Genomic DNA, 20,938 nt, shown 5'->3' on the forward strand with positions numbered 1-20,938 from the left:
GCCCGCCCGCCCCGTCACGCCATGGGAAAGAAGAGCCAATAGACGCCCGCGCAGGCGACGGCGCCCGAGCAGATATAAACGAGGCGCGGGTTGCGCTCGCCCTTGAAGAACTGCTTGTCGATCAGCACGAGCAGCGGAACCACAATCAGCACGACGCCGATTTGGCCGACTTCGACTCCGACATTGAAACTCGCCAACGCCGGCACGATGGCGCGTTGCGGCACGCCCATCTCAATCAGGCCGCTCGCGAAGCCAAAACCATGCACGAAGCCGAAAAAGAAAGTGTCCCGCCAGCGACCGTCCACTTTGCGCGTGAAGAAATTCTCCAGGGCGACATAGACGATCGACAGCGCGATGGCGATTTCGGTCCATCGGCTCGGAAGGTCGACGATTTGAAGCGCCGCCAGCGATAAAGTGATCGAATGCGAGACCGTGAACGCCGTGACGATCTTGACCACCGGCCAGGCGCGAGACGCCCACAATACGACCGCGATCAGAAAGCAGATGTGGTCGTAGCCGGTGACGATGTGTTCAATGCCGGCGGCGAAGAATTTGGGCGCAAGCTGCCAGGGCGTCAAAAGGGGCTTCGAGAGATCGATCGGCGCATCGCCCGGGAAGATCATGACCTGGCCCGGCGCGGGCTCCCGGCCCGCCTTCTGCGCCTCGGTTAATTGCGACTCGTCGCCCTTCTCGCCAATGCTGACGAGATGCTTCGCGCGAGCGCCTTGCGCGTTCAGCAATCGGAAGGGATTGTAGTAGATCTGCCCTGCAACGCCGCTGCAATCCATATGCAGCACGGCTTTCTGGTCGTAGGGATTGGTCGGGTCTTCGCCAACTGATCCGACCGTGCTGGGGCATGTCTGCCCTTCTTCGTTTTGCAGATCGACGCGCTGCTGAATGAATTTGCCGATCATGCCCTCGATCACCCCGGGCTCGGTGAGATCGACATCGCCGAGGCTCGCCTTGTTCTCGGCGAAGATGCGTTCGACGTCGCTTCCGAGAAACCCGACCTCCACGCGATAGCGGCCATTGCCTTCGGGGACGATCCGACTGCTCGAAATATCGGCTGTATGCGCGCGCGCAGCGGTCTCGGCGCCGAAAACCACGAGCGCCAGAACGAATGCGAAAAGCTTCAAACGCGCCATTGCGCCGACTCCTTGACGCAGCGCGACGACGCGGCGTATGCATAATTAACTCATAATGCATACGAGGAACGGCGAGACAAGGTCGGGTCACGTCGCGTCTTCAGGGGCCGGGATGGCTCTCCCGGATCAGAATATCCAATAGTGCTTTGCCCGCTCCCGACTGCGTATAATCCGGCGATCGCGCAACAGGAGGAGACCCCAACGCAATGACGCGGACCGCATTGAAGGGCCCACGCCGAAGCGCGCATCCTGGATCAATCGACACGATCGCGCGCATGGCCCGTCGGATCATGCGCCGAGTCGGCGTCTTGCTGATCGCCGGCGCCGTCTCCGGCCCCGCCTTTGCGCATGCGATCATCGTCCGGACGTCACCGCCTCAAAGCGGCGTCGGCCCTGCCGACATCGGGAAAGTCGAAGTATGGTACGACGCCGGCATTCGCGACGCCTTCGTCGCGCTTGCCGTCGTCAGTGCGACGGGCGAGCGCATCGACAAACGCGACGCAGCCATCGACGCTTCCGATCCCGCGCATGTCACAGTGGGCGTGAACGCTCTGACGCCCGGCAAATACACAGTCCGCTACCGCGCGCTGTCTGCAGACGGGCATATCGTCAGCGGCGCCTGGGAATTCGAAGTCAAGTAAGAGAGCGGCAAATCGCTCCTGCCAAGGGAAGAGAAGCGCGAAATGGACCCGGCACGTCGTCTGAATCTGATGCTGTTCCTCGGCATCGTTGCGCTCGTCGGCGTCAACGGCGCGTTGTTCACCTACGGATTGTGGGGACCGGGACTCAAGCAATCCATGGACGATTTTTGGAAAGCGAATGTGCTAAAGCCCGCGGTCAAGGCCGGCGACCGCACGATCTCCGAATGTCTCGGCGTCAGCGACTTCTACTCGGCGCATGTCACGACATATTTCCTTGGCGATTCCGACGAAAGCTGGGGCGGCGAAACCAACGACATGAGCAAATATGACGAATATTGCGACCGGGTTCCGGGAACTGGAAAGGTCATTTTCGCCGTTACCCTGATGGAGAAGGAGGCGAGAAACGAAGCCGTCGCGCTGTCCTTTCATGCGTATCAGCCTGACGGAACGCTCAAGGAACTTGCCTCCCTGCCGCCCAAACCCCATGGCAGCGGCATGCTGACGCTGGATTCAACGGTGGCGCACAAGGGAAAATATCTCCTCAGACTCGCTTTCGGCGAGGCGAAAAACAAGGAAGACATCATCGAAATGCCGATCGCCGCCGGACAATAAAGGCGTCCGGCTTCTTCCCTCAGGATAGGCGGCGTCGCGCACGGCGCTTGTCGCGCCATCGCATGAAGCCCGTGACGTAGAGCATCAGTGGGACCAGTCCAACCAGCAGAGTGAAAGGCCGGCCAAATTCTCCGAAGGCCTCGCCGCTGTGCAACGGGTAGAGCCACTCCAGAAATCTCTCGCCCGCCGTAAAAGTCTTGCGATCCTGCACGCCGAGCACGCGGCCGCTATATTGGTCGACGCCGACATTTCGGAAGGTTCTCGATCGGCTGGGCTCGTCCGCCGACTGCTTGCCGACGACATAGACGCCGCTTGGCGCGCTCGGCAGCGAAACCCAGAGAAGCCTGCCATCGGGGAAGATTTTGTCCGCGGCGGCGATGGCCTCCCCAACGCCGATCGGCGAGTTGCCGGGCGTCGGCGTCGATTTCCCATAATCCGGCTCGGCGCGAATGGTTGAAAACAGACTGACGGCGGCGCGCGTCGCCGGCTTGAAGATCATGGCGGCCCCAGTCGCGAGCATGACCACCAGAATGGCCGCCATATACGCGCCGATGCTTCTGTGCAGGTCGTAGACGACCCGCTCTCGACTAGCCCCCCATTTGACCTTTAGGCCGAGCCGCCGGTCGCCGCCGCGCGTCCACCAGAGATAAGCCCCGACAAAAACGGAAACGAGAATGAGAATGCCGAGGCCGCCGACGATGTAGGCATTGTTGACGCCAAGCAGCAACGTCCAGTGGAACGCCATCAGAATGCGGATCAGCGGCTGAGAAAATGTGTCGTCGCCATGGAGAGTCAGCCGCTGGCCTCTTACTTTCGCGGTATAGGGATCGATGAAAATTTCATAGAAAGAGCTGTCGAGATCGTCAGTTTCCGCCAAAAAGCTGACCGCCGCCGCCGCGCCGGGATGACGCGGCATCGTCAGCTTTTCCAGTTTAGCGTCGGGCGGGATAACAGCGACCGCCGCCGCGAGAAGCTCCTCTGGCGACCGATAGGCAGGATGCGCAGGCGTCTCGACGCGCATGAGGGGCGCATTCAACAGCTCGTCGATGTCTTCGCGGAAAGCCAAAAGGCCGCCGCTCAATCCGACAAGAACGAAAATTGCGCCTGCCACCAGACCAATGATCTGATGAACTCTCAGGAGAACCTTTCGTGCGGCGCCCTGCGGCGGCGCGGTGCGCGCCGTCAGCTTTTCGTCGTAGTCGATCACCTGCGGAGATTCCATTGAAACCGCCCCATTCCAGTATGCATAATAGCAGACATGCTCATACCAGCCACATCTCTCGCGAGCGACCGGCAAGCGTGACTCGGAAAACCTGGCGAGACCAATTATGGGTTTGCAAAAGAGCACGCGCCAGGCGAACGCCCCCAAGCCGACGCCAGAGGCCGGTCCGTAGGGAACAACGCCATGAACGATCTGTTTTCGAGGGTTAAAGGCCTGATCCTGACGCCGCGGAAGGAATGGGATAGGATCGAAACGGAAGACACTTCCGTTGTGGATCTCTATCGCAGCTACATCGTCGTTCTCGCGGCCATCCCGCCCTTTGCGAGCTTTCTCGGCGCGTGGCTTTTCGGCGCGCATGGGCTGCACCCCACATTCGCGGCCGGCCTGTTCCGCGCGGTCGTGCAATATGCTTTGAGCCTGCCCGCCCTCTTCGCCATCGCCTTCGTCATCTCGATGGCGGCGCCGCATTTCGACGGCCGGAGCGACGATCGCCGCGCTTTGCTGCTCGCCGCCTATTCCTACACCCCCGCCTGGCTGGCCGCGATTTTCGGGCTCATTCCCGGCCTGCGCTTTCTCGACGTGCTGGGTTTCTACGGGATTTATGTGTTCTCGCTGGGCCTAACGCGGATGATGCGGGTTCCCAAGGACAATCTCGACATCTTTACGCTTGTGGCGCTCTTTGTGACCGTCGCCATGGGTGCGGCCCATGCCTGGCTCGTCTCGCTGATCGCCCCGGCGCACATGGTCTAGGCGACGCGAAACGCCAGCGCCCGCTCGATGTCCTCGACCGAGGCGGGCTTGACCATGTGGAGGTCGAAACCGGCCGCCTTCGCACGCTCCCGCGTCTGCCATCCGCCCCACCCGGTCAGCGCGACGAGCGTTGTCTCACGGCAACCCGGCATGGCGCGGATGCGGCGCGCCGTTTCGTAGCCGTTGATCTCCCTCATGCCGAGATCGAGGAAGACCAGCTCCGGCATGAAATCTCGGGCGACCTCGATCCCGGCGTCGCCGCTATAGGCGACGCGCGTCTGGGCGCCTTGCGCCCTTAGAAGAAGGGCGAGGCTTTCGGCGGCGTCCTTATTGTCGTCGACGATCAGCACGCGGTTCGCCAGGCGCGCCGCCGCCGGCCGCGCTTCCGCGTCGAAGGCGGCCGGAACCTCTGCGGCCAGCGGCAGACGCAGCGTGAAGCGGCTACCCTCCCCCGGCCCTTCGCTCTCGACCTCGACGGCGCCGCCATGGAGCTCGACGAGATTTCGCACCAGCGAGAGACCGATGCCCAGCCCACCCTGCGCGCGGCCGAGCGTCTGATCGACCTGGGCGAAAAGGTCGAAGACGTGAGGCTGCATGTCGATCGGGATGCCAAGGCCATTGTCGGAGACGGTCAGCACGGCTTCGTCGCCGATGCGATGGGCTTCGATTTCCGCTCGGCCGCCGGCTGGGGTGTATTTGGCGGCGTTGTTGAGGAGGTTGGCGACGATCTGCGTAAGGCGCACCGGATCGCCCTGGACGATGAGCGGCGCGTCCGGGGCCGTGACGGCCAGGGCGACGCGGCTCGCGTCAAAAAATTGCTGGCTCGTCTCGACCGCCTGACGGAGAACGTCCGTAAGGTCGACCCGCTTGACCTTCAGCTCGATCTTGCCGCTGCGGATGCGCGAAACCTCCAGCAGATCGTCGACGAGCCGCACGATATGGTCGACTTGTCGCTCCATCATCTCCTGAACGCGATGCGCATTTTCGGGGTTGCGCCTCATCACCATCAGCCCGGTGCGGATCGGAGCCAGGGGATTTCGCAACTCATGTGCGAGGGTGGCGAGAAACTCGTCCTTGCGCCGATCGGCTTCGCGCAGCGCCGACTCCATCTCCAGCCGTTGCATCGCCATCGACACCAGCTGCGAAACCGCATGCATCACCTCGACCTCGTCGTCGTTGAAGGTCGCGCGCGTCTTGGTTCCGAAAGAGAGCGTGCCGAGCAATCTCCCCTGCGACATCAGCGGGTGGCAGCAATAGGCTTCAATGCCGAAGGAAGCGACAAGTTCGGTCCGTATGTCGTCGGTTGTCGAAATCCGCTCTACGATGGCGCGGCGGCGGTCGCGCGCCACGCAGCCGCACATGGCTACTCCGAAGTCGAGCCATTCGATCTCGCGCGCCGCCGCTGCGGGAATGCCGGCGCAGGCGTTGAGGCGGAGGCGGCCCGTCTCCTCGTCGAGCAGGAAGTTGAAGAACGCCTGGCAATCGAGGAACTGCATCACTTCGGCGCAAAGATCCTCCACGACGTGCTGAACGTCCCCCGATTGCAGGAGCCTCGCGCCCGTCTTCGACAGCAATTCGTTACGACGCACGCTCCACTCGAGCGCCTTCTCGACCGTCTTGCGATCGGTGATGTCCTGCGTGACGCCGAAGGCCCCGAGCAGATCGCCGGAGGAGTCGAATTCGAGAGACGCCTTTTCGTGGACCCACTTTTCGCGCCCGCCGACGACCAGCCGGTGTTCGATATCGTAGGAAGCGCCGTGCAGCGCCGCGATCCAGCTTTGATGGACATATTCGCGGTCGTCGGGGTGAACGACGTCGAGAAATGTCTGATAATTTTGCGGCTCTCCGGGCGGCTTGCCGAAAATGCGATAATTCTCGTCGGACCAGGTGAGGATGTTGTTGCGCGTGTCGAGCCGCCACCAACCGATTTGACCGAGCTCCTGGGCGCGGAGAAAATTCTTCCACATCCCCCAGTTCCCGCCGCCTACGGCGTCGTGAGGATGACGAGCAAAGTTCTCTTCACGAGCAACCTTCACGTCCTCGCGCATAGGAGCCTGCCGTTTTTCGGACAATCGGAAATTGATACGGATCAGGCCTTGTAGCAAGCTAAGCCATAGAGAAACACGGCTTCAGGACTTCGCCGCCCAACGCGCCGCCGCCGCGTCATCGGCGTCTTTGGCTTCGACCCAACCCCCGTCCACGCCGTCGGCGCGGTGCTCCTTCTTCCAGAAAGGCGCGCGTGTCTTGAGATAGTCCATGAGAAATTCGGCGGCGCCGAAGGCCTCGCCGCGATGGCGCGCAGCGGCGACCACGAGCACGATGCGCTCGCCGGGGCGGATGAGGCCGTAACGGTGGATCACTGTGAGGCCAAGGAGCGGCCAGCGCGCCAGCGCCTCGTTTGCAACGCGGACCATCTCCTCCTCGGCCATGTCGGGATAATGCTCGAGCTCCAGCGCGGCGAGCGCTCCATCCTCGTCGCGGCAGAGTCCCGTGAAGGCGACGACCGCGCCGACGTCGCGCCGCCCGGCGGTCAGCAGGGCCTCTTCCCGACCCGGGTCGAAATCCTCCGCCTGAACGCGGACCGTCGGGGCGATGGACGACATCAGCCGCCGGTCATGGGCGGGAAGAAAGCGATTTCGCGGGCGCTGGCGATGGACGCGTCCGGCGCCACATGGGCCTTGTCGATCGCGGCGCGGATCGTCTTCGGGTTCGCGAAGGCCGCCGCATAGCCGTCTCCGCGCGCGGCGAGCCACTCGACGAGCTGTCGCACGGTCTCGACCTCGCGAGGCGGCGCGATCTCTTCTTCGGACAGCCCGATCCGCTCGCGGACCCAGGCGAAATAGACCGCTTTCATGACCGCTCGTCTTCCGCGAAATGCGTGACCGCCGCCTGCATGTAGTCGAAGCCCGTATAGAGGGTGAGAACCGCGGCGACCCAGAGCATGGCGGAGCCGATCTTGATCGACCCCGGCAGCACCGCCTCGCCCGCCGGCCCGACGATGAAAAAGCCGAGAGCGACGAGCTGGAACGCGGTCTTCCATTTCGCAATGGCGGAGACTGGCAGGCGCACTTTCAGTTCCGCGAGATATTCGCGCAGGCCGGAGACAAGGATCTCGCGACACAGGATGATGATGGCGGCCCAGATCGTCCAGCCGACGAGGGTCTGGTTGGCGACGACAACCAACAGCGTCGCGGCGACGAGCAGCTTGTCCGCGATCGGGTCGAGCATGCGGCCGATAGGCGATTGCTGCTGCCAGACGCGCGCCAGATAACCGTCCAAAAAGTCGGTCACGGCCGCAGCCGTATAGACGCCGAGCGCCGTCCAGCGCGTCCAGTCTTCATTGTTCGGCGCGAGCAGCAGCCCCGCCACCACCGGCACTGCGACGCAGCGGCCATAGGTGAGGAGATTGGGTAGCGCCCACATGTGTGATCGGCGCTTGGTCGTGACGGCCGTCTCGGTCATGTCCGCAAGGGAATAGGTCGCCCGTCCCTCTTGTCAATAGATTTGGCCACGGTTGCGTTTGCGCACAACGCCGCGCCAGGCTTTCGCGTGCAATGCAAAAAGGGCCCTACTCCCTGTCCAGCGCGAACTTCCCCGGCCCCGCGACCGAGAAGAACAGGAAGACGAAACAATAGAGCGCCGCGAGTTCGCCCTTGTTGAGAATCGGCCAGAAGGCCTCGAGAGCGTGGAAACCGAAATAAGCCACGGCCATCTCGCCGGAGAGGATGAAGGCGACTGGCCGCGTGAAGAGCCCGACGAGAAGCAGCGCCCCGCCCACGAGTTCCAGAATCCCGCCGGCGCCCAGCAGCGAGAACAGCTTCATCTGGTCGAACATGGCGACATGCGGATAGCCGAAGAGTTTCGCCGTTCCGTGCTGCAAAAAAAGCAGCGTCGTCGCGATGCGCAGCAGCCCCTGCACATGCGACAGGTAGCGCTCGGGGATGATTCGAAGCGTCATCTGTACCTCAAATGATCTTGGCGATGTCCTCGAAGGCGAAGCGCGGCCCGCGTGGGTAGAGCTTCGTCGGGTCGCCATAGCCGATATTGATCAGGAAATTGGACTTCACTTTCGTGCCCGCGAAAAACTCGGCGTCGACCTTCGCCTTGTCGAAGCCGCTCATCGGCCCGGCGTCGAGGCCCACGGCGCGCAGCGCGAGGATGAAATACCCGGCTTGCAGCGTCCCGTTGCGAAAGGCCGTCTCCTCGATCAGCGCGTCATTGCCCGCGAACCAGGACCGCGCGTCGGCGGCCGGATAAAGCATCGGCAGATGCTCGTAGAAGTCGAGATCGTAGCCGATGATCGCCGTGGCGGGCGCGGCCATGGTCTTGTCGTGGTTGCCGGCCGACATGGCCGGCGAAAGCCGCGCCTTGGCCTCGGGCGAGCGCACGAACAGGATGCGCATCGGCGAGCAATTGGCGCTGGTCGGGCCCCATTTGGCGTAATCGAGCGCAAGCTCCAGCAGGTCGTCCGGAACCTCCCTTTCCAGCCACCCGTTATGGGTCCGCGCGGCGGTGAAGAGCTGCGCCATCGCCTCCGGCGTGAGATGCGTCGCGTCGGTCACAATCTTTTCCTCCCGCGGAAATTCAATCTAGATATCGCGCCCTTCGACCTCGATGCGCAGGCGCTCCTCATTCTTGTGCACCGACTCATTGCGCGGCTCGATCTCCAGCGCCTTGCGATAGGCGCCGAGCGCACGCTTCTTGTCTCCCGCCTTTTCCGAAAGGGCGCCGAGCGCTTCCAGCGCGTCGAAGCGTTTCGGCTCCAGCCGCGCGGCCGTCTCGAGATCCGCGAGCGCGCTCGCGACGTCCCCCTCCGAGGCCATCACCCGGGCGCGGCGCACGAAACCTTCCGGCCAGTTGGGAGATAGGGCGACGATGTAATCCAGCAAAGCTCTGGCGAGAGAGGGCGCGCCCGCGACCTCCGCCGCAAGGGCGCGCGCGGCGAGGAGGGCGACCGTGTCCGAGCCCGACCGCGACCATCGATGAAGGATCGCGGCGCCGGCCGACTGCGATTCGCGCTCGTCGTCCGCGTCGCGCATGCGGTCGAACAGGCGGGCCAGCTCCTGGGCCTGCCGCTCCTCGGGAGATTTCGGCGGCTCCGGCCGCGGATTGGCCGCCTTGGGACCGAGGCGCCTCGGGGCGAGGCTGTCCTGGGGATCCTGCGGATTGCCGGGACCGTAGCCCCGCGCGCCGGGCGGCAGCGGAATTTTTCCGATGCCGGGTATGAAGAGGAAATTCCCGCCGTTTTCGTCGTCGCCGAGGGTCGGCGCGTCCTCCTGCGCGCCGGCCGGGAGGCCGCACAGGAGGGCGAACAACATCAAAAACGCGCCGATCGTTCTCATGGGGTCACACTAAAGCACTGCACGCGCGGCCGCCAAGGCGGGCTTGCCCACAGTTAACCACACATTAACCTAACCATATGGGAAATCCGGTCGAATTTTCCGCGAATTCATTTTCGGTTCAGGGAGGGCGCCCCAATTTCTTTCCACGATGTTCACGATTGCCAGTCAAAATCTGAGCATCGATTCAAACGAAGCTTTCGGCCCGCGCCGGTTCGTAACGCGCGCCTTTGGAGTTGAAGCCATGATCGAGACCATTCGCCGTCTTCTGCAAGAAAATGGCCGCCTGCACACCCCGATTGAAAATCTCTCCGACGGCGCCGACCTCTACTCGGCCGGCCTGACCCCCTTCGCCGCGATCCGCACCATGCTCGCGATCGAGGAAGCCTTCGATGTGGAGTTCCCGGTCAACATGCTCCGCCGCCAGAGCTTCTCCTCTGTCAACGCCATCGTCGCCTGCCTGAATGAACTCAAGCCTTCCGTCGCCGCCCGCCAGGCCGCGTGACGCTCCGAGCGCAGCGTCGCTCTTCCCAAAGCCCGAAAGCACACGGCCCGGTTCCTGCCGCCCTTTCGGGCTTGCGCATTCTGACGGTTGATTTCCCTTAAGCACGTTTGTCCAACAAGTGTTAGCAGCTTGGGGATCAGACTCCGACAAATTCGCCGGAGACCCGCCATGCTGCTCAGCTTCGCCCCCATCGACCTGGAGTCGGCGACGCTCTATGCGGGCCCCTGTCCGAATATCCCGTTCCCAGAAATTCTTGACCATCTGAACGCGCTCTTCAGGGGCGTTCTCGAGCCTTTCCGTTTCTGCCCTGTCGCGACGGGCGCCGCGGGCGCATTCGTCGGCTCGGGTCTGTTCGTTCTGGTGTCGAAGAATTCGCGGCCGCTCGGCCTGCAGAGCCTCACGCAGAGCCTGGCCTCGCCCTATACGCAGATGACCTTCGAGGACGCCGCGACGGCGGTCGCCGACCACCGGTCCCACATTCACATCACCGTGACCCATGACGCGCCGGTGGAAACCGGCGGCGAACCGCAGGCCAAGCTCGGCGTCAAGCGGGCGCCGCAAGCGGACGGCCTTTTCGATATGAAGCTCGCTGTCTGCAAATTACTGACCCAATATGTCTGCGGGCGGTCGTATCCGACGGCGATACACTGGCGCCAGTCCAACCAGATCCTCCGTCCGGAACAGTTTCTGTCGCTCGCCGCGACGAGAGCGCTGCCCATGCCACTCTTCCTGCATCCGAGCTATTTTACCGGCGCCTGGACAATTGCCGGGCGGCAGGTGATCGGCGCACGCGCCTGTTTCGCCGAGCACTTCCTCAATTGCGCCGTCATCTTCGAAGAAACCCCGATGCCCCCCGACTGGATTTTTGTCCGCATCTGCGAATTCGTCGAAGCGATGCGGGCGCGCGCGGGACAGCTCACCCCGGACGGCGGGATTTTCGAGGCGAACGAGGCCGGAACGATCCGCGTCCGCCACGCCGGCCCGAGCGACGCCAATCCGGCGGGGGCGCTTCATTTGACGCTCGAAAGCTGTGCGGTTCATTTGCCGCCAACCGAGGCCCGGGGCTTCGGCCAGCGTCTCAAACGGCTGTTTCAGTAGGTAATCCGAACGCCGACCGCTGTTGCGCGGCGGGGGCTTGCGAAAGCGGCGCCTTCTGCCAAGCTATGTTATAAAGCTGCGGAGCCTCGGGCCGGTTGCGGGCGCGCGTCGGCTGGGCTATCGCCTCATCAAATTCCCTTGCTCGCAGAAAGCTGTGCCATGCCTGCCTATCGTTCCCGCACCACCACCCACGGCCGCAACATGGCGGGCGCGCGCGGCCTCTGGCGCGCGACGGGCATGAAGGACGAGGATTTCGGCAAGCCGATCATCGCCGTCGTCAACAGCTTCACCCAGTTCGTGCCCGGCCATGTCCATCTGAAGGATCTCGGTCAGCTCGTCGCCCGCGAGATCGAGAAGGCCGGCGGCGTCGCGAAGGAGTTCAACACCATCGCGGTCGATGACGGCATCGCGATGGGCCATGACGGGATGCTCTACTCCCTGCCCTCGCGCGAAGTGATCGCGGACAGCGTGGAGTATATGGTCAACGCCCATTGCGCCGACGCGATGGTCTGCATCTCCAATTGCGACAAGATCACCCCCGGCATGCTGATGGCTGCGCTGCGCCTCAACATCCCGGCCGTCTTCGTCTCGGGCGGGCCGATGGAGGCCGGCAAGGTCGTGCTCGCGGGCAAGGAGCATGCGCTCGACCTCGTCGACGCCATCATCGCCGGCGCCGACGACAAGGTCGCCGAGAGCGACGTGAAGGCCATCGAGCGTTCCGCCTGCCCGACCTGCGGCTCCTGCTCGGGCATGTTCACCGCGAACAGCATGAACTGCCTCACCGAGGCGTTGGGCCTCTCGCTCCCGGGCAACGGCACGACGCTTGCCACGCATGCCGACCGCAAGCGCCTCTTCATCGAGGCCGGCCATCTCATCGTCGATCTTGCGCGCCGCTATTACGAGCAGGATGACGAGAGCGTGCTGCCGCGCTCGATCGCGACCTTCGAGGCCTTCGAGAACGCCATCGCGCTCGACATCGCCATGGGCGGCTCGACCAACACCGTGCTGCATCTCCTTGCGGCGGCCTATGAAGCCGAGGTGAATTTCACGATGGCCGACATCGACCGCATGTCGCGCCGCGTGCCGGTCCTTTGCAAGGTCGCGCCCTCCGTGCCGGACGTGCACATGGAGGATGTGCATCGCGCCGGCGGCGTCATCTCCATTCTCGGCGAACTGCACCGCGCCGGTCTGCTGCATGGCGACCGCCCGACGGTGCACAGCGTCACGCTGGCCGACGCCATCTCCCGCTGGGATATCGGCGTGACGACCAGCGACACCGCCAAGACCTTCTTCATGGCCGCGCCCGGCGGCGTGCCGACGCAGGAGGCCTTCAGCCAGAACCGCCGCTACGACTCGCTCGACGCCGACCGCGCCAAGGGCGCGATCCGCGACGCCGCCCACGCCTTCTCCAAGGATGGCGGCCTCGCCGTGCTGTTCGGCAATCTGGCCGAAGACGGCTGCATCGTGAAGACGGCGGGCGTCGACGAGTCGATCCTGAAATTTTCGGGCCCCGCCCGTGTCTTCGAGAGCCAGGACGCCGCGGTCTCCGGCATCCTCACCGGCGCCGTGCAGGCGGGCGACGTGGTCGTCATCCGCTATGAGGGGCCGCGCGGCGGCCCCGGCATGCAGGAAATGCTCTATCCGACGAGCTATCTGAAATCGAAGGGCCTCGGAAAGGCGTGCGCGCTCATCACCGACGGTCGCTTCTCGGGCGGCACGTCCGGCCTCTCCATCGGCCATGTCTCGCCGGAGGCGGCCGAGGGCGGGACCATCGCTCTGGTGCAGGACGGCGACCTGATCGAGATCGACATCCCCAACAGAAAGATGACCCTCGCCGTTTCTGAGACGGAACTTTCCGCCCGCCGCGCGGTTCAAGCCTCCAAGGGGTTCCAACCGGCAAGCCCACGCCATCGCAAGGTCTCGACGGCGTTGCGCGCCTATGCGGCCATGACGACGAGCGCGGCGCGCGGCGCGGTTCGCGAGATTCCGAAGGCTTAGGAGCCATTGGCGAGAAAATGGCGGGCTTTGCAAAGAAGCATGGCCCGCCGCGTTGCGACGCTGGCAATCAGCCTCGTATCGCATAAAATCGCCAGATCGGTTTGTTAGTGGACCGCGCATGGCCGCGTCGAGAAAGTATCTCTCCTTCGAGACGGTCAGTCTGATCGTCGCCTTTGCGATTCTCGCCTCGGCCGGCGTCGTTACCATTCGCACCGAGGAGCATCGCCGCAACAGCGGCTCCCTCGTACGCCATACGCTGCAGGTCGAGAGTGCGCTGCACAAGTTGAACAGCGAGGTTCGCCGCGCGGAGAGCGAGGAGCGCGGCTATGTCATCACCCACGACCCGAAATATTTCACGCCGAAGTCTGACTTCGCCGCCCGGATCGAGTGGGCGCTGACCGACATCGGCGCGCTGGTCTCCGACAATCCAGAACAAAACGAGAGGCTCACCAGGCTACGTCCCCTGTTGCACGAGCGCGTCCGCCTTCTCCAGCGCAAGCTGGATCTGATGAGGGCCGAACGCTTCGACGAGGCGAGCGAAATCGTGCGCACGGGTCGCGGCAAGGCGCTGATGGATCAGATCGACGCGCTGGTCAATGAAATGATCTCGTCGGAAGAGGAGCTCTATCGCCATCGCGACGAGCGCCTCTTGCAGGCGAGCGAATCCCTGCAAACCGCGATCGGCGTCATGATCGTGCTGCTTGCGGGGGTCGGCGCCTTTGCGGTCTTCCTCGCCCAGAAGCAGATCACCGCGCTTCGCAAATCCGGCGACGCCCTCAAGCACGCCTATAACGAGTTGATCGCCGAGTCGACGAAGCGTAGCGCACTGGAGGCGCAGCTCCGCCAATCGCAGAAACTCGAGGCGCTGGGCCAGCTCGCCGGCGGCATTGCGCACGACTTCAACAATATGCTCGGCGTCATCGTCGCGAGCCTCAATATTCTGCGGCGAAAGCTGCAAAGAAAGGAGGGCGACGCGGATCAGATGATCACTTCGGCGCTCGACGGCGCCGATCGCGCGGCGAAACTCGTGCACCGGCTCCTGGCTTTCTCCCGCATCCAGCCGCTCAACCCGACGCCGGTGGACGCGAACCAGCTCGTCACGGGCATGTCGTCGATCCTTCATCGCACGTTGGGCACGCCGGTCCAGCTCGCGACCGCGCTTCACAAGGATCTCTGGCTGACCAAGGTCGACGCAAACGAGCTGGAGAGCGCCATTCTCAACCTCGCCGTCAACGCCCGAGACGCCATGCCGACCGGCGGGCAACTGACGATCGAGACCGCGAATGTCGACTTCGACGAATACTATGCCGAGGAAAATCCCGAGGCGAAGGCCGGCCAATATGTCTTGCTCTCGGTCTCTGATACGGGCGCGGGCATGCCGCCCGACATCGTCGCCAAGGCTTTCGATCCGTTCTTCACGACCAAGCCGATTGGCAAGGGGACGGGCCTCGGCCTTTCTCAGGCCCATGGCTTCGTCAAACAATCCGGCGGGCACATCAAGATCTATTCGGAAGTCGGTCACGGAACCTGCATCAAAATGTATCTCCCCCGCTATGTGGAGGCGCAGGAAGAGGCTGAGCCGCCGCCCCCGTCGATCACGCTGGAGGATTTTCCGCGCGGGAGGCCCGAAGAAATCGTTCTCATCGTCGAGGATGACGAAAACGCCCTGCGCGTGACCTCGCAAGGCGTGCGGGAGCTCGGCTACACCGTTCTCGAGGCCTCGGGCGGGCAAGAGGCCATCCAGATCATTCGCGCCCGCTCGGATATCTCGCTGATGATCACCGACGTCTTCATGCCGGGAATGGATGGCGCGCGGCTCGCGCGCGAGGCCGTCTTCCGCCGCCATTCCCTGCATGTGCTGTTCATCACCGGTTATTCGCAGCACGCGATCATGCGCAACGGCCTGCTCGACCCCGACGTCAATCTGCTCACCAAGCCCTTCACGCTCGCGCAGCTTGCGCGGAAGATCAGGGACGCGTTGGACGGCAAGGCGAACCTTCCCGCTGGCGCGGAATAGCCCGATAGGGCGCTTGCATTTTCAGGCGCTCGGCGCGACGCTGGCTTTTGTTTTCCCGGTGAAAATTTCAGAGGCGCGCATGGCCGACGGCGGCTTTTTGAAAGAGAAATTCTGGAGCTTCGTCTTCACCACCCTGCTCGCGGGCGTCGTCACGACGAGCTTCACCTACAAGAGCTGGCGCGAGCAGACGCGCCTCGACCTCGCAAAGGCCCGTCTCGAGGAAGCAACCAAGAGCTTCGACCGCGCCTCGCAGCTCATGTCGGCGCGCGTCTTCCATTCATACAGGATCGCGAATGGCGCGGATGGCGACGACGATGCGGCTTTGGCGGCGAAGCTCGACAAATATGACAAAGTCGTCGAGGACTGGAACATCGCCTATCCGGATCTTTTGCAGGATTTCCAGTTCGCGTTGGAGATCGACGAAAACGGCCTCGTGCGCGACTTCCACGACATCGACACCAATGGCTTTGAGGAAAAGCTCGATTGCCATCGCGCGCTCGACCGTGGCAACGGGCCGAAAGAAGCCGACTGGACGAGTCCGACCTGGCGTCTCGCCGCCATGCATCACTGCTTCATCGTCGCAAAGGTGAAGCCGCGCGCGCTCGCGCTGCGGCAAAAGCCGCCGTCCGCCGCGCCGTTGCTGAAAGTCTCCGACAAGCCGCCGGCGCCCGCGCCGCCTCGCGTGGAGAATCCAGAAATCCGCAAGAAATTCGAGGCGCTCGATCGCGACATCGACGATCTCAAAACGCATGGCGAGGAAGTGCGCATCTCGGGTAAGAAAGCCATCGCGAGGCTGCGCGACGGCACGGAGACGCGGACTTTCTGGCAGTTTATCAAAAGCTGGTAGATGACGTGCGTGCGCGGGAAGCTCTGCGCACGCTCACCCCTCCGCCTTCAACGGCCGCATCAAAAGCGCGTCGATCGCCGCGTCGACGCTGAGCCGCGCGGACAGAATGGCGTCCACCGCCTCCGCAATGGGCATTTCCACGCCCGCCGCCTGCGCCATCTCGATGAGCACGCGCGCCGTGAAGGCGCCCTCGGTGAGCTTGCCGCCGGAGGCGTCCTTCACAGCCGTTCCCTGTCCCAGCGCCTGGCCGAAGGCGAAATTGCGCGATTGCGCGGAGCCGCAGGTGAGCACGAGGTCGCCGAGGCCGGAAAGGCCCATCAGCGTCTCGCTCCGCGCGCCCAGCGCGCGGCCGAGGCGCGTCAGCTCTGCGAAGCTGCGGGCGATGAGCGCGGCCTGCGCGCTCGCGCCGAGCTTGCGGCCCGAGGCCATTCCTGCCGCGATGGCGAAGACGTTCTTGGCCGCGCCGCCAATCTCGACGCCGCGAACATCCGTCGAGCGATAGAGGCGGAACGTCCTGGTCGAGATTTCCTCGCAGAGCCGTTGCGCCAGCGCCTCGTCTTCGGCGGCGAGCGTCACCGCCGTCGGCAGGCCCTTGCAGACATCGGCCGCGAAACTCGGACCGGACAGAACCGCGGGGCGCGCCTGCGGGAGTTCCTCCGCGACGACTTCGCTCATGAAATGACGGCGATCGCGTTCTATGCCCTTGGCGCAGATGACGAAGGCCGCGCCGTCGGCAAGATGCGCCCGAGCCGCGCGCGCGACGCTGCGAAGCGCCTGCGCCGGCACGACCGCCAGCACGATCCGCGCGCCGCTGATGCAAGAGAGGTCGCTCGTCGGCGCGACGGCGGCGGCGAGCGGCAGCCCCGGAAGATGCCGCTTGTTCTCGCGGTCCTTCGCCAGCGCCGCCGCATGGGCGGGATCATGCGCCCAGAGCGCCACGCGCTCGCGACCCTGCGCAGCGACATTGGCGAGCGCGACGCCCCAGGCGCCGGCGCCGAGAACTGCGATGGAGTCGCGCATCACCTCATCCCGATTCGCTGATTGTCGGGGCGCGCCCAGAGACGCTCGAACGTCTCACGGAAGCGCGCCGCCGCCTGCGGGCTCTCTATAACGATTAGATCGTTGTCCTGATAGACTTCGCCAGAGACCGAAAAATTCGCCGACCCCGTACGTAGAGTGCGGCCGTCAACCTGATAGCTCTTCAGATGCATCAGCTCGCGGTTGCGGGCCTTGAGGCGCACGGCGAGGTTGGGCGCTTCCGCGACGCTGAGGATCGGCGCATTGCGTCCCATCTCCTCGCCGTCGAGATAAACCCGCACGCGCACGCCGCGAATGGCGGCGCGGCCGAGCGCGGCGATAAGCGCGCGGTCGGTCAGCACATAAGCCGCTATGTCGATGGAATGGCGCGCGCCGCTGATGAGCTGGATGTCCACGCTCTCGAAGCCGTCGCTCGGTCCGTAAAAGATTTGCACGCCCGTGTAGAGCGGCTCCTGCGAGAGCAGCCCGGCGGCCTGTGGCTCAGGCGCCAGCAGCATCGCCGCCAGCGCCACGAAGAAAGTGCGACGCAACCCTCAGGCCTTGCCGTGATGCGCGCCGCTCGCCACCGCGTCGAGAGGCCAGCGCGGGCGCGGCGCGAAGCCCAGATCGTCGGTGAAGCCGCGCTTGAAGCGCTCCAGCCCTGCCCAGGCGATGATGGCGCCATTATCCGAGCAGAGATTGCCGGGCGGCGAGACGAAGCGCAGACCGCTCTCGGCGCAAAGGCGCGTGAGCGCCCGGCGGATGGGACCATTGGCGCCGACGCCGCCGCCGATGACGAGCCCGCTCGGGCGTCCCTCGCCTTCCGTGAAGAGCTTGATGCCGCCGCGCACGCGATCGACGATCACGTCCACAATGGCGGCCTGGAAAGAGGCCGCGAGATCTTTAACGTCCTGCTCGCTCGGCGTTCCCAGCTTGAGAATTTCCATCCGCACGGCCGTCTTGAGGCCGGAGAGCGAGAAATCCGCGCCGCCGCGTCCGACCATGGGACGCGGAAGGTCGAAGCGGTGGGAATCGCCCTCCATCGCGAGCTTCTCGATTTGCGGGCCGCCCGGATAAGGCAGGCCGAGCATCTTCGCGACCTTGTCGAAAGCCTCGCCCGCGGCGTCGTCCACCGTCGAGCCGATGCGGCGATAATCGCCGACGCCCCGCACCGCGACGAGCTGCGTGTGCCCGCCCGAGACGAGCAGCGCGAGATAGGGAAAGTCGAGATGGTCTGTGAGCCGCGCCGTGAGCGCATGAGCTTCGAGGTGATTGACGGCGATGAAGGGCTTGCCGGAGGCGAGCGCCAACCCCTTCGCCGCCGTGAGCCCCACCAGCACGCCGCCGATGAGCCCCGGCCCTGCGGCCGCGGCGATGGCGTCGATATCGGAGAGCTCGACATTGGCGTTGGCCAGCGCGCGGACAATCAGCCGGTCGAGCACGTCGATATGGGCGCGCGCGGCGATCTCCGGCACGACGCCGCCATAGGCCGCGTGCTGGGCGATCTGGCTCAGGACTTCATTGGAGAGAATTTCGCCCCCGTCCATGCCGAGGCGGTCCGACACGACGGCAGCAGCCGTCTCGTCGCAGGTGGTTTCGATGCCAAGTACGCGCATACACGCTCCCTAGGCGCGAAACGCGCCTTTTTGACGCCCGGGACCGGATACGTCGCCCCCGGAGAACTGACTGTAACTGCTTAAAGCTTTAGCGGCTTATGGTTTGCGAAGGGTTTACGGCAATCGAGCGGCTTAGCCACGCCCGCACATGTTGCGCGGAGGCGCCGCCTTGAACCTTGCAATGCGCGCAACGACGTGTTGGCATCGCTCGTCGTATCAAATCCGCTGCAAAAAAGAAGACTTAGATAAAATTCGCAAGAAACGTTTCGCTCAAGCAACACGAGTGCCGTCATGCATATTCTGTTCGACGCCAAGTCATCTCAGGTTGAAGTTCACTTGGAAACGGGAACGCGGCTCAAAGAGCTTTTCCGCGCCATCGAGAGCCGAGGCTGGAAGCACACAATCTCGCAACATCGCGACGGATCCCCCCTGACGCCGCAAGAACTGGAAGGCGTCGACGTGCTGTGCATTTTAACGCGCCTCAGGCAGCAAGCGCCGGAGAAACCAAGGACGCCCTATCCGCCGGGCACCATCTGGCCGCCGCTGCCCAACCCTTTCCCCGAAAACGCCAACTTCCAGTTTCCCCCGGAAGAGCTTACGGCGATCCAGGCTTTTGTGAACCAAGGCCACGGACTCCTGCTGATCTCGGATCACGGCCCCTTCGACGGCAACAAGACCGACATCCAGACAATCAATGACTGCCAGCTTGCGGCGGCTTTCGGCGTGCAAGTTCAGCCAGCGACTTTCGAGGATCAGTCGCAAGGAATGCTGTCGATCACGTCCTTTGGACAGGATCCGGTCGTCGCGAAGATTCTGGCGGGGGTCTCCGAACTGCAGGCGCACAATAGCTGCGCCATATTCCCGATGAACGGGGTGACTTCCTATCCAATCGCCCTTCTTCCGGATCGCGCCGACGGCGTCCTCAACAGAAGCCCGATCAACCATATGCCGCCTGATGGACTGCCCTTCGCGCTGCTGGTCCCTTACGGCGACAACAACGGAGCCGTCATCATAGCCGGCAACTCCGGCATAAGCGGAGATGCGGACAGCCCGTTCCCGGCGCCCGGTCTGATAGACGCCGCGGACAATAAGACTTTCCTCATGAACTGCCTCGAGTTCCTGGGCCCGATCTCCTAGCGCTACTCCGCCACATCCGGCGTCCGCCACGCGAGATGCTGCCCCGCGTCCACCGCGATCATCTGGCCGGTGACGCTCTTCGCCTTGCTCAGATAGATCACCGCGTCCACGACGCCCGAGACTTCCGCCGCGTGGCCGAGCGGGACGCCGCGCGTCTCGATCTCGAAATCGCGGTCGCCCAGCGCCTCGTTGGGGAAGACCGGACCCGGCCCCACGGCGTTGACGCGGATGCGCGGGGCGTAGGCCTGCGCCATGGTGCGCGTCGCGGTCCAGAGCGCCGACTTGGAGAGCGTGTAGCTGAAATAACGCGGCGTGAGGCGCCAGACGCGCTGGTCGATGATATTGACGATGGCGCCCTGCCCGCACTCCGGCAGCGCGGCGGCGAAGTCGCGGGCGAGGATGAGCGGCGCGCGCAGATTGATCGCCATGGCGCGCTCATAGCGCTCCAGCGTGAAATCCGACGCCTGATCCACCTCGAAGACGGAAGCGTTGTTGACGAGAAGCGTCGGCGGCCCGAAGGCGCGCGACGCGAAGTCGACGAGCCGCCCCGTCTCATCCGCATTGGCGAGGTCGGCGACGGCGACGCAGGCGCGGCCGCCCTGCTGGCGGATGGCGTCCGCCGCGAGCTCCGCCTCTTCAGCCGAGCGCTGCGAAGAATGCAGCACCACGGGGCGCCCTTCGCGCGCCAGCCGCCCCGCTATGGCGAGGCCGATCCGCCGGGCGGCGCCGGTCACCAGCGCCGGCCCGCCATGTCTGTCGCTCGCTTCAGTCATCGCCGCTTTGCTCCATGGCAGGGGGATTCTCACGATGCGCATACGGGGTCAACTTCGGGCGGCGCCGCGCTTCAACGAAACGTTAGCCAAGATGCTCTGCATTCAAGTCGAGTTTTACCAATGCGCTTAACTCCTGCGGCAAGTATAGAATGGTTGCGTCTAGGGGCGCCAAGGTTCCGACAAGAATAATACTGCCCCGCCCGCTTTCCGCCACGCTTTGC

The 20,938-nt window shown here is 64.1% G+C and carries 22 protein-coding genes; 9 read left to right on the forward strand and 13 right to left on the reverse strand.

The genetic code is table 11. The features are described from left to right. Nucleotides 1-14: 14 nt before the first annotated feature. Nucleotides 15-1,145 carry a HupE/UreJ family protein gene (locus ACPFMJ_RS03505; RefSeq protein ID WP_424362480.1) on the reverse strand — a complete coding sequence of 377 codons (1,131 nt, stop codon included), beginning with the start codon at nucleotides 1,143-1,145 and terminating at the stop codon, nucleotides 15-17. A gap of 275 nt (nucleotides 1,146-1,420) precedes the next feature. Between ACPFMJ_RS03505 and ACPFMJ_RS03510 the strand changes: the two genes are divergently transcribed. Both ACPFMJ_RS03510 and ACPFMJ_RS03515 read left to right on the forward strand, forming a co-directional pair. Continuing rightward, nucleotides 1,421-1,786, forward strand: a complete 366-nt coding sequence (locus ACPFMJ_RS03510) for a copper resistance CopC family protein (RefSeq protein ID WP_424362481.1) — start codon at nucleotides 1,421-1,423, stop codon at nucleotides 1,784-1,786. A 42-nt stretch (nucleotides 1,787-1,828) separates the two neighbouring features. Next, on the forward strand, nucleotides 1,829-2,398 hold the full coding sequence (locus tag ACPFMJ_RS03515; RefSeq protein ID WP_424362482.1) for a hypothetical protein: 570 nt from the start codon (nucleotides 1,829-1,831) through the stop codon (nucleotides 2,396-2,398). Between the two features lie 19 nt (nucleotides 2,399-2,417). Here ACPFMJ_RS03515 and ACPFMJ_RS03520 read toward each other — a convergent pair whose 3' ends face one another. Continuing rightward, nucleotides 2,418-3,620 carry a PepSY-associated TM helix domain-containing protein gene (locus ACPFMJ_RS03520; RefSeq protein ID WP_424362483.1) on the reverse strand — a complete coding sequence of 401 codons (1,203 nt, stop codon included), beginning with the start codon at nucleotides 3,618-3,620 and terminating at the stop codon, nucleotides 2,418-2,420. 183 nt (nucleotides 3,621-3,803) lie between these two features. Here ACPFMJ_RS03520 and ACPFMJ_RS03525 point away from each other — a divergent pair, with 183 nt between their 5' ends. Beyond that, nucleotides 3,804-4,370: a Yip1 family protein gene (locus ACPFMJ_RS03525; RefSeq protein WP_424362484.1), complete on the forward strand. Its 567-nt coding sequence runs from the start codon at nucleotides 3,804-3,806 to the stop codon at nucleotides 4,368-4,370. Here ACPFMJ_RS03525 and ACPFMJ_RS03530 read toward each other — a convergent pair. The 7 genes from ACPFMJ_RS03530 to ACPFMJ_RS03560 all read right to left on the reverse strand — a co-directional run bounded on the left by ACPFMJ_RS03530 (nucleotide 4,367) and on the right by ACPFMJ_RS03560 (nucleotide 9,688). Beyond that, nucleotides 4,367-6,337, reverse strand: coding sequence for an ATP-binding protein (locus ACPFMJ_RS03530; protein WP_424362485.1), 1,971 nt, complete (start codon nucleotides 6,335-6,337; stop codon nucleotides 4,367-4,369). The genes ACPFMJ_RS03525 and ACPFMJ_RS03530 overlap by 4 nt on opposite strands. A gap of 162 nt (nucleotides 6,338-6,499) precedes the next feature. After that, on the reverse strand, nucleotides 6,500-6,973 hold the full coding sequence (locus ACPFMJ_RS03535; protein ID WP_424362486.1) for a molybdenum cofactor biosynthesis protein MoaE: 474 nt from the start codon (nucleotides 6,971-6,973) through the stop codon (nucleotides 6,500-6,502). Then, nucleotides 6,973-7,224 carry a molybdopterin converting factor subunit 1 gene (gene moaD / locus ACPFMJ_RS03540; RefSeq protein WP_424362487.1) on the reverse strand — a complete coding sequence of 84 codons (252 nt, stop codon included), beginning with the start codon at nucleotides 7,222-7,224 and terminating at the stop codon, nucleotides 6,973-6,975. Before moaD ends, ACPFMJ_RS03535 begins: the two co-directional genes overlap by 1 nt. Further along, a complete protein-coding gene (gene pgsA / locus ACPFMJ_RS03545) occupies nucleotides 7,221-7,832 on the reverse strand; it encodes a CDP-diacylglycerol--glycerol-3-phosphate 3-phosphatidyltransferase (RefSeq protein WP_424362488.1) in 612 nt (203 codons plus the stop codon). Before pgsA ends, moaD begins: the two co-directional genes overlap by 4 nt. A gap of 106 nt (nucleotides 7,833-7,938) precedes the next feature. Next, nucleotides 7,939-8,328, reverse strand: coding sequence for a DoxX family protein (locus ACPFMJ_RS03550; RefSeq protein ID WP_424362489.1), 390 nt, complete (start codon nucleotides 8,326-8,328; stop codon nucleotides 7,939-7,941). A gap of 7 nt (nucleotides 8,329-8,335) precedes the next feature. Then, nucleotides 8,336-8,899, reverse strand: coding sequence for a malonic semialdehyde reductase (locus ACPFMJ_RS03555; protein ID WP_424363784.1), 564 nt, complete (start codon nucleotides 8,897-8,899; stop codon nucleotides 8,336-8,338). A gap of 60 nt (nucleotides 8,900-8,959) precedes the next feature. Next, the gene (locus tag ACPFMJ_RS03560) at nucleotides 8,960-9,688 is read right to left on the reverse strand and encodes a tetratricopeptide repeat protein (RefSeq protein ID WP_424362490.1); all 729 of its coding nucleotides are present in this window, start codon (nucleotides 9,686-9,688) and stop codon (nucleotides 8,960-8,962) included. Nucleotides 9,689-9,953: 265 nt separating this feature from the next. On the opposite strand from ACPFMJ_RS03560, the gene ACPFMJ_RS03565 reads away from it, so the two are divergent. The 5 genes from ACPFMJ_RS03565 to ACPFMJ_RS03585 all read left to right on the forward strand — a co-directional run bounded on the left by ACPFMJ_RS03565 (nucleotide 9,954) and on the right by ACPFMJ_RS03585 (nucleotide 16,174). Beyond that, nucleotides 9,954-10,214 carry an acyl carrier protein gene (locus tag ACPFMJ_RS03565; RefSeq protein ID WP_424362491.1) on the forward strand — a complete coding sequence of 87 codons (261 nt, stop codon included), beginning with the start codon at nucleotides 9,954-9,956 and terminating at the stop codon, nucleotides 10,212-10,214. A 168-nt stretch (nucleotides 10,215-10,382) separates the two neighbouring features. Continuing rightward, the gene (locus ACPFMJ_RS03570) at nucleotides 10,383-11,312 is read left to right on the forward strand and encodes a hypothetical protein (protein WP_424362492.1); all 930 of its coding nucleotides are present in this window, start codon (nucleotides 10,383-10,385) and stop codon (nucleotides 11,310-11,312) included. A gap of 159 nt (nucleotides 11,313-11,471) precedes the next feature. After that, nucleotides 11,472-13,310, forward strand: coding sequence for a dihydroxy-acid dehydratase (ilvD, locus tag ACPFMJ_RS03575; RefSeq protein ID WP_424362493.1), 1,839 nt, complete (start codon nucleotides 11,472-11,474; stop codon nucleotides 13,308-13,310). Nucleotides 13,311-13,428: 118 nt separating this feature from the next. After that, entirely contained in the window at nucleotides 13,429-15,327 is a 1,899-nt protein-coding gene (locus ACPFMJ_RS03580; RefSeq protein WP_424362494.1) for a CHASE3 domain-containing protein, read from the forward strand. A gap of 13 nt (nucleotides 15,328-15,340) precedes the next feature. Then, nucleotides 15,341-16,174 carry a hypothetical protein gene (locus tag ACPFMJ_RS03585; RefSeq protein WP_424362495.1) on the forward strand — a complete coding sequence of 278 codons (834 nt, stop codon included), beginning with the start codon at nucleotides 15,341-15,343 and terminating at the stop codon, nucleotides 16,172-16,174. Between the two features lie 33 nt (nucleotides 16,175-16,207). Here ACPFMJ_RS03585 and ACPFMJ_RS03590 read toward each other — a convergent pair whose 3' ends face one another. The 3 genes from ACPFMJ_RS03590 to tsaD are packed head-to-tail and all read right to left on the reverse strand — an operon-like array spanning nucleotide 16,208 to nucleotide 18,807. Then, nucleotides 16,208-17,194, reverse strand: a complete 987-nt coding sequence (locus ACPFMJ_RS03590) for an NAD(P)H-dependent glycerol-3-phosphate dehydrogenase (protein ID WP_424362496.1) — start codon at nucleotides 17,192-17,194, stop codon at nucleotides 16,208-16,210. Then, a complete protein-coding gene (locus ACPFMJ_RS03595) occupies nucleotides 17,194-17,742 on the reverse strand; it encodes a phospholipase D-like domain-containing protein (RefSeq protein WP_424362497.1) in 549 nt (182 codons plus the stop codon). Before ACPFMJ_RS03595 ends, ACPFMJ_RS03590 begins: the two co-directional genes overlap by 1 nt. Nucleotides 17,743-17,745: 3 nt before the next feature. Then, entirely contained in the window at nucleotides 17,746-18,807 is a 1,062-nt protein-coding gene (gene tsaD / locus ACPFMJ_RS03600; protein WP_424362498.1) for a tRNA (adenosine(37)-N6)-threonylcarbamoyltransferase complex transferase subunit TsaD, read from the reverse strand. A 291-nt stretch (nucleotides 18,808-19,098) separates the two neighbouring features. Between tsaD and ACPFMJ_RS03605 the strand changes: the two genes are divergently transcribed. Beyond that, entirely contained in the window at nucleotides 19,099-19,944 is an 846-nt protein-coding gene (locus ACPFMJ_RS03605; protein ID WP_424362499.1) for a hypothetical protein, read from the forward strand. 2 nt (nucleotides 19,945-19,946) lie between these two features. Here ACPFMJ_RS03605 and ACPFMJ_RS03610 read toward each other — a convergent pair whose 3' ends face one another. Beyond that, nucleotides 19,947-20,717 carry an SDR family oxidoreductase gene (locus ACPFMJ_RS03610; RefSeq protein ID WP_424362500.1) on the reverse strand — a complete coding sequence of 257 codons (771 nt, stop codon included), beginning with the start codon at nucleotides 20,715-20,717 and terminating at the stop codon, nucleotides 19,947-19,949. Nucleotides 20,718-20,938 lie beyond the last annotated feature (221 nt).

This window comes from Methylocystis parvus, from assembly GCF_049675845.1.
In the GTDB taxonomy this organism is placed as follows: Bacteria; Pseudomonadota; Alphaproteobacteria; order Rhizobiales; family Beijerinckiaceae; genus Methylocystis; species Methylocystis parvus_A.